This is a genomic window from Sphaerisporangium corydalis (genome assembly GCF_025506355.1).
GTDB classification, from domain to species: Bacteria; Actinomycetota; Actinomycetes; order Streptosporangiales; family Streptosporangiaceae; genus Sphaerisporangium; species Sphaerisporangium corydalis.
The window spans coordinates 36,528-48,795 of sequence record NZ_JANZYP010000075.1 but is presented as its reverse complement, the minus strand read 5'-3'; the positions used below and the strand labels follow the sequence as shown (position 1 = coordinate 48,795).

Below are 12,268 nucleotides of genomic sequence, written 5' to 3'. Positions count from 1 at the left end.
GCCCGGGTGGGGTGGGGGTCGTCTGGGGGGCGGGTTGTGCCGCCTGGTCGCCATGGCGCGGATCCTCGTCGCCTGGCCGGATCGCCTGGAACGTCAACGTCTGCTCTCCCGGGGTCTCGGGGACGCTGTCCTTCCCCTCGATCACCGCGTCACCTGACTGTTCTGTGTGCTCATCGGCGCGCTCCGTCTTCTTCGCGGCCGATTTCACGGAACCCGCTCCGCTCGAACCATCTCGATCTCCTGGCCGACCCTGACGACGTCACCGACGACCACGATCGCCGGCGGCCGCGTCCCAGCGGCGGTCACGCGCTCCGCCACCGTGGAGAGGCTGGCATAAAGAGCTCGCTGGGTCGGAAGAGTACCGTCCTGTACCACCATCACGGGGGTTTCCGGCGAACGTCCGTCTCGTATAAGTGTGTCAGCGATCATGGCTATTCGTTCAACAGCCATCAGAAGTACCAGGGTTCCCGGTGATCTCGCCAGTCCCGCCCAGTCAACAGTTGATTTCGGATCGTCGGGCGCCACGTGGACGGAAATGACGTGGAACTCCTGGCTGACCCCGCGGTGGGTGACGGGCACGCCCGCTGCGGCGGGGACGGCGACGGCGCTGGTGACGCCGGGCACCACGATGACGGGAATTCCCGCGCGCGCGCACGCGAGCATCTCCTCACCGCCCCGGCCGAACACAAAGGGGTCGCCCCCCTTGAGGCGTACGACGAAACGGCCCCGCCGCGCGTGCTCGATCAGCAGTTCGTTGATCTTCTCCTGGGCGAGGAAGCGGCCGTACGGGATCTTGGCCGCGTCGATCAGCTCGACGTCCGGCGCGAGCTCGTCCAGCAGGGCGCGGGGCGCGAGGCGATCGGCGACGACCACGTCCGCCTGGGCCAGGAGCTGGCGCCCGCGCACGGTGATCAGGCCGGGGTCGCCGGGGCCGCCGCCGACCAGCGCGACGCCGATGGGTTTGGTGCGGTTGCGCCGCGCGTCGACGGTGCCGTCGCGCAGGGCGGCCACCACGGCGTCGCGGATGCCGGCCGCGCGGCGCGGGTCACCGCCGGCGGTGACGGCCACGCTGATCTCGTCGACCCGGCCGCTGGCGGGCGTCCAGGCGGCGGAGGCGTCGCGGTCGTCGGCGCGCACACACCAGATGCGCTTGGCCTCGGCCTCGGCGGCGATGGCCGCGTTGACGGAGCGCTCGTCGGTGCACGCCTGGACGAGCCATGAGCCGTCGCAGTCGCCGAGCTGGTAGGTGCGGCGCTCCCAGGTGACCTGGCCGTCGGCGATGAGGTCGTCGAGCGCGGGGGTCACGCTCGGTGACACGAGAGTGACCGCGGCGCCCGCGTCCAGCAGGGCCGGCACTCTGCGCTGGGCCACGCGCCCGCCGCCGACGACGAGCACGCGCCTGCCGTGGAGGCGGAGACCGAGCAGGTAGGGCGACGACATGGGACGGTGTTCCCTTTCCCGGGAAGAGGCAAAACCCGTTGCGCGTGAAGTAAACCTACAGGCCCTCGGTCGTGGGCGGCACAGGGTGCCTTCCCGCGAGGAGGGGCTTGCGCGGATCCCACGGTTCCCCGCCTGCCGCCACCTCGCGCCTGCGCGCGATGGCGGACAGCGCCTCCAGGATGACGCGGTTGCCGAGATAGGCGGTGATCTCCGCGTGGTCGTAGGGCGGGGCCACCTCGACCACCTCCATGCCGACGACCGGCAGTTCGTAGCAGATGCGCCGCACGGCGTCGAGGAGCTGCCGCGCCGAAAGGCCGCCGGGCTCGGGGGTTCCGGTGCCGGGGGCGTGGGCGGGGTCGCAAACGTCGATGTCCACCGAGAGGAACACGCCGTCGCACTCGTCGGTGGCGATGGCGAACGCCTCGGTCAGGCATTCGGTGAGGCCGCGCTCCACGATCTCGGTCATCTCGTAGGAGCGCATGTCCTGCCCGGCCATCCAGTCCAGGGTCTCGGGGCCGGGCCAGTAGCCGCGCAGGCCGATCTGCAGGAAGCGGTCCCCGCGGATCGCCTCGGACTCGATGAGCCGGCGCATCGGCTGGCCGTGCCCGTAGAGGTGCCCGAACTCGATCTCGCCGGTGTCGGCGTGGGCGTCGAAGTGGATCATGGAGATCCGGCCGAAGCCGTGGTGGCGGGCGACGCCGCGCGCGTCGGGCAGGGCGATGGTGTGGTCGCCGCCGAGGACGAGCGGCATCGCGCCGGACGCGGAGATCGTGTGGACGGCCTCCTCGATGTCCCTGATGGAGGTCTCGATGTCGCCCGAGTAGCACTCGACGTCGCCGGCGTCCAGGACCTTGAGGTCGCGCAGCGGGTCGACCCGCAGGGCCAGGCTGGGCCGGGATCCGTCGTGGGCCAGGTAGCAGGCCTGGCGCAGGGCCATGGGGCCGAAACGCGCGCCGGGCCGGTTGCTCGTGCCGCCGTCGAAGGGGGCCCCGACGATCACGACGTCCGCGCCGGCGAAGCTCTCGGCGTCGCCCAGGTCGCACCGCTCGACGCCGAGGAAGGTGATGTCGGGTCCGAACATGGGGCCGTAGCGCATCAGGGTCCAATCATGACGTGTCGTGAAATGTCACCATTCAACTGTAGTGACGCGCGCGACCCGCCAGAGAGGCCCGAGGCACCCGGACGCCCCGCTCGACGCGGCCAGGCCCCGGGATCGACAGGGCCTGTGCCGTCGCCGGCATGGTCAGGTGCTCGGGTCGAGGGTGGCCTGGGCGTCCTTGTCCGTCACGCCGGCCGAGTCGAAGGTGGCCACCTCGTGCATGACGCGCACGGCCGCGCTCACCAGCGGGTACGCCAGCAGCGCCCCCGTGCCCTCGCCGAGCCGCAGTTCGAGGTCGACCAGGGCGCGGAGGCCGAGATGGTCGAGCGTGATCGCGTGGCCGGGCTCGGCCGAGCGGTGCCCGGCCAGGCAGTAGCCGACGGCGTCGGGCGCGAGCGCGGCGGCGACCAGGGCCGCCGCGCCGGCGATGACCCCGTCCAGGATGACCGGCACCCGCGCGGCGGCGGCACCGAGGACGAACCCCGCGAGGGCGGCGTGCTCCAGCCCGCCGACCGCAGCCAGCCGCCGGACGACCTCGGACCGCGACCCAGGGTCGCCGTCACCCGGAATGTCGTTGACTTCGAGCCCCCGGCGTACGATCTCGATCTTGTGGCGGAGGGTCGCGTCGTCGGCGCCGGTCCCCCTACCGGTGGTGTCGGCGGCGTCCCTGCCGGTGAAGGCGCAGATCAGGGCGGCGGAGGCGGTGGTGTTGGCGATGCCCATGTCACCGGTGACCAGGCAGGCGTTGCCCTGCGCCACCAGGTCGCGGGCCACCGTGATGCCCGCTTCGAGGGCGGCCACGGCCTGTTCGGCGGTCATTGCGGGTCCTGCCGACAGGTCGGCCGTGCCGTAGGCGATCTTGCGGGAGACCAGCCCGGGGGCCTCGGGCAGGTCGGCGGCGACGCCGACGTCGACCACGGTCACCGAGACGCCGGCCTGCGCGGCGAAGGCGTTGGCCACGGCGCCGCCCGCGAGGAAGTTCAGCACCATCTGGGTGGTGACCTCACGCGGCCATGGAGTGACCCCCTGGGCGTGCACGCCGTGGTCGGCGGCGAAGATCGCCAGGGCGGCGGGGGCCGGGGCGGGCGGCGGGCAGGCGCCCGCGACGCCGGCGAGCCGCACCGCGACCTCCTCCAGCACGCCGAGCGCTCCGCGCGGCTTGGTCAGTCGGTCCTGATGCGCCCGCGCGTCCGCCATCGCCTGAAGGTCGGCCGGGCGGATCGCCGCGAGGGTCTGGTCGAGGATCTCCATGGGTCAGACGAGCCCGTCGGCCATCGCGGCCTCTTCGCGGGACAACCGGCGCACGGACGGCTTCCCCACGCGAAGCACGTCAGGCGCGCCCGTCTCAAGGGACTCGACGTCGTCCAGGGAGACGACGTCCAGAGGGTCGACCAGGTCCAAGGTCACGGCCTTTCCAGAGGGGAGGACAGCGGGGTCCGACGGCCACGGCTCCGCGACGGGAGGCCCGTCGAGACCGCCGGGAAGGGCGGCGCGCACGTCGGCGGCCCCGAGGACCTCCTCGTAGCGCTCGATGATCAGGTCGGCGAGGCCCTCGCAGTCGCCGATCACCTCCGCGCAGCGGACGTCCAGGTCGACGTGCCCGGCGGCGTAGGCCAGGGCCTCGGCCCAGATGCGTTCGAGGACGCCGCCGGCGAACAGCAGGTAGGGAAGCACGACGACCCGCTTGGCGCCCAGGCGGCGGCAGCGCTCGATGCCCTGGGCCACGCTCGGCGGCGCGTCGGCGACGTAGGCGGTCTCGACCGTCAGCAGGTCGAACGCGTGGGTCTCCCAGAACAGCCGGGAGACGCGGTGCACCTCGGCGTTGGCGCCGGTCTCGGCGGATCCGTGGCCGACCAGCACCACCGCGGTCTCGGCGGGCGTCACCGGCTCCCACGGCGCGACGCCGTGCTCGTCGGTCACCGAGACCGCCGCGAGGCGGGGCATCTCGGCGAGCGCGTCGGCGAGCCGCTCGGCCATCAGCGCGAGCACCTGGGGCGAGGCGCCGAGGGAACGGCCGTACTCGCAGGTGAGGGTCGGATGGGCCACCTGGGCCCGCGCGATGGCGGCGGGCACGTCGTCGCTGTCCTCGAGCGCGAGGGGGACGGCCACGAGGCGGTGGTGGCCCCGGGAGACCAGCGAGGCGACCGAGTCGCTCAGCGATGGTCGCCCTTTGGCGACGAACCCACCCGACACATCCGCCGCCAGCCGATCGAGTCGGCACCGCAGCCGGTGGACGAAACGGCCGAACTCCGCCGCACCGGTGTCGTCGTGGGCGCCGTGCCCTATGAGCAGGAGCGGCGGCTTCATGTGGATCTCCGATACTTTGACCTGCGGTTATGTGGTCGGGTCGCGAGGATATCCGAATCTGTCATTCCATGGACATCGCTTTGCGCAGCATTTGGTCAAGACAAGACCGACCGTTCATCGTGATCTGGTCGACCGTACGTCGGCCGGGCGCCTTCCGGCGGGAAAACGTCTCAGCCGATCTCATGCCCTGAGAAACGCCCGGCCGATCCCGCCCCACAGGACGCTCGGCCCCCTGCCGTGCCCAGGGCGCGTCAGTCGATCTCGCCTTTGAGGATGCTGAACAGCACGGCGTCGGAGATGCCGCCGGACACCGGGAGCGCCCGCCGCAGCACCCCCTCCTCCACGAACCCGGCCTTGCGGGCGACCGCCTGGCTGGCGACGTTGCCGACGGCGGCGAGCAGGGTGACGCGGTGGAAGCCGCGCATCATCAAGAACGTGCAGAGCGCGCGCGTCGCCTCGGTCGCGTACCCCCGGCGGCGGGCCCACGGGGAGATCCAGTAGCCGACCTCGACGTCGCCGCGTTCCCAGTCGGCGCGCTGCACCCCCGCCGATCCGGCGAGGCGCCCGCCGGCCCGGGGCTCGATGGCGAACTGCACGCCGTTCACGGGGTCGGCGTGGGCGTACCTGGTGCACCAGTCGTAGGCCCGCTGGAGGTCGTACCCCTCGGCCCAGGGCATCCAGCGGTAGATGTCGGGGTCGCGGTCGACGGCGGCGAACAGGTCCCTGGCGTCGGTACCGGTGAACGGGCGCAGGATGAGCCGCTCGCTCTCCAGGCGCACGCCGGTGCCGAAGCCCCGGGCGTTCATCGTGGGCGGCCCGATGGCGATGTCGCGGGAGAGCAGGCCGAAGACGACCAGGTCGTGCGGGCCGTCGTCCTCGAAGCCCGCGCCGCGCAGCAGGCCCTCGCGGGTGAACCCGGCCTTCTCGGCGACCCGGAGGGAGGCGGTGTTGTCCAGGTTCGCGCGCAGCTCGATGCGCCGCAGGCCGCCCTTGGTGAGCATCCATTCGGTCAGCGCGCCGACGGCCTCGGGCGCGAAGCCCCGGCCGCGGTGCGCGGGATGGACGCCGTAGCCGATCTCGGCGGTGGCGACGCCCCAGACCGTGCGGAACAGGCTGACGGCGCCGACGATCGCCCCTTCGGCGACCATGGCGAGGTGGATGCCCTGGCCGGAGCGCCACAGTTCGTGCACACCGTAGGACAGCCACTGGGAGATGCCCGAGATGTGGCCGGGGACGCCCGGCGGCAGGAACTGGGCGCCGGACTCGACGATCGCCCGCACACGGTCGGTGTCGCGGGGGCCGAAGGGCCGCAGCACCAGCCGCCTCGTCGTGATCGTCAGGTGCTGATCAAAGCCGGTCAATTTCATCCCCCTTGTGCGGACATATCAGCTCACCGCACATTGGGGGTCATTCGCAACTTTGTTAGGCCCTCGACGGCACCGGCCGCCGAGGACCCCGATCTTCGTACGCCACGGCCCTCCCGCCCGGAAAGGCGCCCGGGCGAGGAGGCCGATCGGTCAGGAGGCCGAGCCGAACGCCTCCCGCCAGCGCACCCGCGCGCCCGTCCGCAGCACGGCACGCTGGTAGATCCGGCCGCCGACGAACAGGATGGCCACCGCCGCCAGGAGCATCAGGCCCATCGCCAGCGCCGTCTCCCAGAGCGGGACCGCGACGACCGCCGCCCGCACCGGCATGACCATCGCCGAGAACGGCGGGATGATCGACAACGCGTGCGTCAGCGGGCCGTCGGGCGACTGGGCGGCGACGAAGCCGACCAGGTAGCTCGCCATCAGCAGCATCGTCGCCGGGGTGAGCACGCCGCTGAGGTCCTCCTGCCGCGAAACCAGCGACGCGATGGCCGCGAACATCGCCGCGTAGAAGGCGTAACCGAGCAGGAACCAGACGATCGTGGTCGCCACCACCCCGTACGTGCCGTCGGGGAGCTGGGGGACCGCGCCGGTGAGCTGGGCGGCGGCCAGGCCCACCACGGCGATGACGATGAGCTGGGACAGGCCGAGCACGCCGAGGCCGATCGTCTTGCCCGCAAGGAGCTGCCACGGCCGGACCGAGGTGAGCAGGATCTCGACGATCCTGCTGCCCTTCTCCTCGACCACGCCCATCGCGACCCAGGTGCAGATCTGGATGAGCAGCATGAACAGGATGACGACGATGGTCATCGCGATCACGCGCCGGATGGTCGCGTCCTCGCCGCTGCCGTTGAGGGTCAGCTCCGTCATCGGCCGCACCTGCTGCGCCGCGCCGACCTTGGCCGGGTCCAGGCCGGCCGAGGTGAGGTTCTCCTCGGTGGCCACCATGCGGTGGGCGGTGTCGAGGATGGCCGACAGGGTCTGGCTCACCACGGTCTTGGAAACGACCGTCGCGTTGTCCACGACGGCGACCTCCACGTCGTCGTTCGCCACGGCCCTACGGGCCGCCGCCTCGTCGGCGAACCGTGTGATCTTGATGGTCAGGTCGTCGCCGTGCGCGGCCTGGGCCGACAGGGCCGCCTGGAGGCGGTCGGCCTGCGGTCCTACCAGTCCCACGGTGTAGTCGGAGCCGCCGCCGAGCAGCTTGGGGAGCGCGGCGAGCACGGCCACCAGGATCGCCGTGACGACGAGGCCGTAGCGGTACCCCTTCGTGCGGCTCCGAACGGTGATCTCCCGCCGGGCGACCAGGGATATGGCGTTCACGCGACCACCTCACGGAAGATCTCGGCCAGGGAGGGCTCCTGCCAGCCGAAGTGCTGGACGCGGCCGGCCCGTGCCGCCAGGAGCAGCGCCTCCTGGTCGTCGGAGGGCCGAAGGATCACCTCGTCGTAGCGCTGGTCGCCGTCCGGACCGGCGGGGTCGCCCTGCGGCGGCCGGTCGTTCTTGGCGACGATCTCGCCGGGCAGCCGGTCGGCCCAGCCGGGCTCGGCGCCGGTCACCACGATGCGCAGGCGCTTGCGCGACTCCCGTGCGCGCAACTCCGCGACGGTGCCGCCGGCGATCATGCGGCCGTCCTTGATGATGCCGACCGCGTCGCACAACCGTTCCACCAGGTCGAGCTGGTGGCTGGAGAAGACGACGGCCACCCCTGCGGCGGTGCGCTCGGCCAGCACGCCCGCCAGCGCGTCGACCGCGATCGGGTCCAGGCCGGAGAACGGCTCGTCCAGGACCAGCAGCTCGGGCTCGTGGATGAGGGCGACGGCGAGCTGGACCCGCTGCTGGTTGCCGAGCGACAGCCCGGCGACCTCGTCGCCGCGCCGGTCGGTCAGCCCCAGCCGCTCGATCAGCGCGTCCGCCGACCGCCGCGCGGCCGGCGCGTCCATGCCGCCGAGCCGGCCGAAGTACTCGACCTGCTCGCCGACGCGCATCTTGGCGTACAGGCCGCGTTCCTCGGGCATGTAGCCGAAGCGGCGGCGGGTCTCGAAGCCGGCGGGCGCGCCCTTCCAGCGCACCTCGCCGCCGTCGGAGGCGAGCACGCCCATGACGATGCGCATCGTCGTCGTCTTGCCCGCGCCGTTGGCGCCGACGAAGCCGTACATCTCACCGGGACGCACGGTCAGGCTCACGCCGTCGAGGGCCACCTTGTCGCCGTACCGCTTTTTCAGCCCGTCGACCTCAAGCATGGGGGGATCCCTTCATGATCTTCTCTAGTACCGAGACGTACTCGTGGAACGCCTCGCGGCCCTTGGGGGTGAGCGAGTACCACGTGCCGGGCTTCTTGCTGACGAAGGCCTTCTCGACCTTGACGTATCCGGCCTCTTCGAGCGTCAGCATGTGCTTGGAGAGCAGGGAGTCGCTGACCTCGATCGTGTCGCGCAGGAAACGGAACTCCACCTTGTCGGCCGCCGCGAGCGTGGCCACGATCGACAGGCGGACCGGCGTGTGGATGAGCTGGTCGAGATCGTGACGCGGGTGGGCGCCGTTGCCCGTCACCGGGCCCGTTCCCACGGGCGCAGCCGCCAGGCCGCGTACAGGACGGGCAGCGCCGCGAGGACCGAGACGGCCAGCGCGGCCGGGATCCACCAGCCGGACGGGTCCTTCGGCATGAGCAGGCCGAACCCGGCGGCGCCGAACATCGTGACCACCCAGGCGTTGGTCACCCAGTGCATGTCGCGGACGTACTCGCGGCCGTACACGCCCTGCCGGTAGGAGTACACCACCGAGGCCACCGTCATGACCACCCAGGCGATCGCGGCGGCGGCCGCGACGGCCCTGTGGCCGAGGAGCATCGCGGGCCAGTAGCACAGGGCGGCGAGACCCCAGACGAGGTACTGCCAGCCGGTCCAGCTCGCGGACCGGCCGACCCGCCTGCGGACGCGGCCGATCTCGGCGAGCGCGTCGCCGGGGCTGAGGTCGTCGGTGGTGTCCATAGGCTTTCCCGCCCTTCATGTGCTCAACAAGCTAGCAAGTACTCAACTCGCATTCAAGTGCTTTCCCGCGATTCCGGACATGACGCGGTTCCGGGACCTGCCGTGGTCCCGGGCATGACGCGGTCAGGAAGTGGCGACGGCTCCGGACATGACGCGCCCCGGCGCGGTCCCTCGTGGGCCTGCCGGGGCGTGTGGGAAGGCGTCAGGCGCCGATGATCACTTCGAGCGTGCGGGGGCCGTGCACGCCCTCGACGCGGTTCAGCTCGATGTCGCTGGTCGCCGAAGGGCCGCTGATCCACGTCAGGGGGCGCACCGGATCGAGGCGGGCCAGCGCCTCGGGCACCGTGGCCACGATCTGGTCGGCGAGGACGACGCACAGGTGGTAGTCGGGCAGGAGGGTCAGTGCCCTGCGTCCCTGCCCGGGGCCCGCGTCCAGCACGATCGTACCCGTCTCCGCCACACCGGCCGCGCAGCCGGTGACCACGCCGTCGGCGGCGTCGAGGCCGGTGACGCCGAGCGGCGGATCGTCGCCGAGCCGTTCCAGGCCGGGCACCGAGCCGAGCCACTCCTCCGGCAGCCCGGCGGGGACGACCACGCGGCGCGCGCCCCGGGCGGCCAGCGCCGCCGCGACGGCCGTGGCCACCTCTTCCACGGGGACGAGACGCACGATCGCGCGGTAGTCGGCGACCCGCTCGGCGAACAGCTCGACGCGTCCCTCCTCGGGGCCCGCCGGCCGGTAGGCGCGGGGGATCACGACCTCGGGCGCGCCCGCCACGGCCGCGCGGATCCGGGAAAGGATCAGGTCTCGGGAACTCATCGGGTGTCTCCCTCGGTGCGCTGCCACCAGTCGCGGAACGACTCCTCGGGAACGGGAGGGACGTCCCTGGTGTCGGTCCAGGCGGCGCCCGGGCCCGGCAGCCGCTTCTTGGGCACCAGCCCGCGGAACCGGGTGGCCAGCCGCTGCGCCCGCTCCAGCCGTACCGGCCGGTCGAGCACCCAGCCGGCGACCTTCAGCCCGAGCCGTTCCGCCGGGGCGTGCGGCCCGGTGGAGCGCAGGTGGACGAGCACCTCGGGGATGTCGATCGCGACCGGGCACACGTCGTAGCACGCGCCGCACAGGCTGGAGGCGTACGGCAGCGAGGCGTCGAGCTCGGAGGCCGTCCCGCGGAGCTGCGGGGTGAGGATGGCGCCGATCGGCCCGGGATAGACCGAGCCGTACGAGTGGCCACCGACGCGTTCGTAGACGGGGCAGACGTTCAGGCAGGCCGAGCAGCGGATGCAGCGCAACGCCTGGCGCCCGATCTCGTCGGCGAGCACCTTGGTGCGGCCGTTGTCCAGGAGCACCAGGTGGAACTCCTGGCCCTCGGTGGCGCCGGTCCACATGGAGGTGTACGGGTTCATGCGCTCGCCGGTGGAGCTCCTCGGCAGCAGTTGCAGGAACACCTCCAGGTCACGCCAGGTGGGCAGCACCTTCTCGATGCCCACCACGCTGATCAGCGTCTCCGGCAGGGTCAGGCACATCCGGCCGTTGCCCTCGGACTCCAGCACGACCAGGGTGCCGGTCTCGGCGATCAGGAAGTTGGCGCCGGACACGCCGACCTTGGTGGACATGAAGCGCTCGCGCAGGTGCAGGCGCGCGGCCTCGGCGAGGGCACGTGGCTCGTCGCTCAGGTTCTCGGGGGCCGGGCGGCCCCAGTCGGCCATGTGCTCGCGGAAGATCTCCCGGATCTCCGAGCGGTTGCGGTGGATGGCCGGCACCAGGATGTGCGAGGGCCAGTCGTCCCCGAGCTGCACGATCAGCTCGGCGAGGTCGGTCTCGTAGGCGGTGACGCCGGCCTCCGCCAGCGCCTCGTTCAGGCCGATCTCCTGGGTGGCCATCGACTTGACCTTGACCACCTCGGTCTGGCCGGTGGCCCTGACCAGGCCGGTCACGATCTCGTTGGCCTCGGCGGCGTCGGCGGCCCAGTGGACGTGGCCGCCCGCCTTGGTGACCGCCTCCTCCACCTGGAGCAGGTAGCGGTCGAGGTGGCGCAGGGTCTCGTCCTTGACGGCCTTGGCCGAGGCGCGCAGCTCGGCCCAGTCGGGCAGTTCCCCGACGACCGAGGCCCGCTTGCCGCGGATCGTGTGCGTGGCCTTGCGGAGGTTGAACCTGAGCTGCGAGTCCGCGAGGGCCTCTTCGGCGTTCTCGGGGAAGGCGGGCATGCCGAGGAAGGTGCCGGGGCCGGTCATCGGTCCGCCTCGGTCCTGGCGAGGATCTCCGCCAGGTGCATGACCCGGACGCCGCTGCGCTGGCGGCCGAGCGTGCCGCCGATGTGCATCAGGCAGGAGTTGTCGGCGGCGCAGAGCACTTCGGCGCCGGTGGAGATGATGTTCCCCACCTTGTCGGAGCACATGGCCGCGGAGACCGCCGCGTTCTTGACGGAGAAGGTGCCGCCGAAGCCGCAGCACTCCTCGGCGCCCGGCAGGGGGGTGAGCTCCAGGCCCCGGACGTTCTGGAGGAGCCGGGTAGGACGGTCCCCCACACGCAGCCCGCGGAGCGAGTGACACGTCGGGTGATATGTCACCCGGTGCGGGAAATATGCGCCTACGTCGGTGCGGTCGAGGACGTCGACCAGGAACTCCGACAGGTCGTACACCTTCGGCGCCACCTCGGCGACCGCCTCGGCGAACGGGGAGTGCCCGCCGTGGGCGCTCGCGAACGCGCCCGCCCTGGTCGCGCCCATGCCGGCCGCCAGCTTCGGGTACTGCTCGCGGACCATCGCCGCGCACGAACCCGAGGGGGCGACCACGGCGTCGTACCCCTGGAAGACGTCCAGGAAGTGCCGCGCCAGGCGCACGCCCTCGTCCCGGTAACCGGTGTTGACGTGCATCTGGCCGCAGCAGGTCTGGGCCATGGGGAACTCCACCTCGCATCCGAGGCGGCGCAACAGGGTCACGACCGCCTTCCCCGTGTCGGGAAAGAGCGTGTCGTTGACACACGTGATGAACAGGGCGACCCGCATCGCACCCCTTCCTCCGAGGCGAACCGAGCTGGTTCGAGGCCGCACGCCGCCGCTGGTCCAGTG

General features: G+C 72.0%; 12 protein-coding genes. All 12 read right to left on the bottom strand.

Features of this window, described 5'->3' with window-relative positions; genetic code table 11:
* Positions 1-204 precede the first annotated feature (204 nt).
* Entirely contained in the window at positions 205-1,440 is a 1,236-nt protein-coding gene (gene cobA, locus NYZ98_RS35585) for a uroporphyrinogen-III C-methyltransferase (protein WP_262848632.1), read from the bottom strand.
* Positions 1,441-1,495: 55 nt separating this feature from the next.
* Positions 1,496-2,536: an agmatinase gene (speB, locus tag NYZ98_RS35580; RefSeq protein ID WP_262848627.1), complete on the bottom strand. Its 1,041-nt coding sequence runs from the start codon at positions 2,534-2,536 to the stop codon at positions 1,496-1,498.
* A gap of 147 nt (positions 2,537-2,683) precedes the next feature.
* On the bottom strand, positions 2,684-3,790 hold the full coding sequence (gene cobT, locus NYZ98_RS35575; RefSeq protein WP_262848622.1) for a nicotinate-nucleotide--dimethylbenzimidazole phosphoribosyltransferase: 1,107 nt from the start codon (positions 3,788-3,790) through the stop codon (positions 2,684-2,686).
* A gap of 3 nt (positions 3,791-3,793) precedes the next feature.
* Positions 3,794-4,846 (bottom strand): sirohydrochlorin chelatase, encoded by a 1,053-nt coding sequence (locus tag NYZ98_RS35570; RefSeq protein ID WP_262848617.1) that lies wholly within the window; start codon positions 4,844-4,846, stop codon positions 3,794-3,796.
* Positions 4,847-5,097: 251 nt separating this feature from the next.
* Positions 5,098-6,207 carry a GNAT family N-acetyltransferase gene (locus NYZ98_RS35565; protein WP_262848615.1) on the bottom strand — a complete coding sequence of 370 codons (1,110 nt, stop codon included), beginning with the start codon at positions 6,205-6,207 and terminating at the stop codon, positions 5,098-5,100.
* A gap of 156 nt (positions 6,208-6,363) precedes the next feature.
* Positions 6,364-7,536: an ABC transporter permease gene (locus tag NYZ98_RS35560; protein ID WP_262848613.1), complete on the bottom strand. Its 1,173-nt coding sequence runs from the start codon at positions 7,534-7,536 to the stop codon at positions 6,364-6,366.
* The gene (locus NYZ98_RS35555) at positions 7,533-8,456 is read right to left on the bottom strand and encodes an ABC transporter ATP-binding protein (RefSeq protein WP_262848611.1); all 924 of its coding nucleotides are present in this window, start codon (positions 8,454-8,456) and stop codon (positions 7,533-7,535) included. The genes NYZ98_RS35560 and NYZ98_RS35555 overlap by 4 nt, the downstream gene beginning before the upstream one ends.
* Complete coding sequence (locus tag NYZ98_RS35550) at positions 8,449-8,766, bottom strand: winged helix-turn-helix domain-containing protein (protein WP_262848609.1); 318 nt, start codon at positions 8,764-8,766, stop codon at positions 8,449-8,451. Before NYZ98_RS35550 ends, NYZ98_RS35555 begins: the two co-directional genes overlap by 8 nt.
* Positions 8,763-9,203: a hypothetical protein gene (locus NYZ98_RS35545; protein WP_262848607.1), complete on the bottom strand. Its 441-nt coding sequence runs from the start codon at positions 9,201-9,203 to the stop codon at positions 8,763-8,765. The genes NYZ98_RS35550 and NYZ98_RS35545 overlap by 4 nt, the downstream gene beginning before the upstream one ends.
* A gap of 202 nt (positions 9,204-9,405) precedes the next feature.
* On the bottom strand, positions 9,406-10,020 hold the full coding sequence (locus NYZ98_RS35540) for a LutC/YkgG family protein (RefSeq protein WP_262848605.1): 615 nt from the start codon (positions 10,018-10,020) through the stop codon (positions 9,406-9,408).
* A complete protein-coding gene (locus tag NYZ98_RS35535; RefSeq protein ID WP_262848603.1) occupies positions 10,017-11,432 on the bottom strand; it encodes a lactate utilization protein B in 1,416 nt (471 codons plus the stop codon). The genes NYZ98_RS35540 and NYZ98_RS35535 overlap by 4 nt, the downstream gene beginning before the upstream one ends.
* On the bottom strand, positions 11,429-12,205 hold the full coding sequence (locus NYZ98_RS35530) for a (Fe-S)-binding protein (RefSeq protein ID WP_262848601.1): 777 nt from the start codon (positions 12,203-12,205) through the stop codon (positions 11,429-11,431). The genes NYZ98_RS35535 and NYZ98_RS35530 overlap by 4 nt, the downstream gene beginning before the upstream one ends.
* Positions 12,206-12,268 lie beyond the last annotated feature (63 nt).

Bases quoted from the DNA above. Each gene is read 5' to 3' on its own strand.
- NYZ98_RS35540 (WP_262848605.1), bottom strand. From the start codon at position 10,020: ATGAGTTCCCGAGACCTGATCCTTTCCCGGATCCGCGCGGCCGTGGCG.
- NYZ98_RS35535 (WP_262848603.1), bottom strand. From the start codon at position 11,432: ATGACCGGCCCCGGCACCTTCCTCGGCATGCCCGCCTTCCCCGAGAAC.
- speB (WP_262848627.1), bottom strand. From the start codon at position 2,536: ATGCGCTACGGCCCCATGTTCGGACCCGACATCACCTTCCTCGGCGTC.
- NYZ98_RS35570 (WP_262848617.1), bottom strand. From the start codon at position 4,846: ATGAAGCCGCCGCTCCTGCTCATAGGGCACGGCGCCCACGACGACACC.
- NYZ98_RS35530 (WP_262848601.1), bottom strand. From the start codon at position 12,205: ATGCGGGTCGCCCTGTTCATCACGTGTGTCAACGACACGCTCTTTCCC.
- NYZ98_RS35555 (WP_262848611.1), bottom strand. From the start codon at position 8,456: ATGCTTGAGGTCGACGGGCTGAAAAAGCGGTACGGCGACAAGGTGGCC.
- cobT (WP_262848622.1), bottom strand. From the start codon at position 3,790: ATGGAGATCCTCGACCAGACCCTCGCGGCGATCCGCCCGGCCGACCTT.
- cobA (WP_262848632.1), bottom strand. From the start codon at position 1,440: ATGTCGTCGCCCTACCTGCTCGGTCTCCGCCTCCACGGCAGGCGCGTG.
- NYZ98_RS35545 (WP_262848607.1), bottom strand. From the start codon at position 9,203: ATGGACACCACCGACGACCTCAGCCCCGGCGACGCGCTCGCCGAGATC.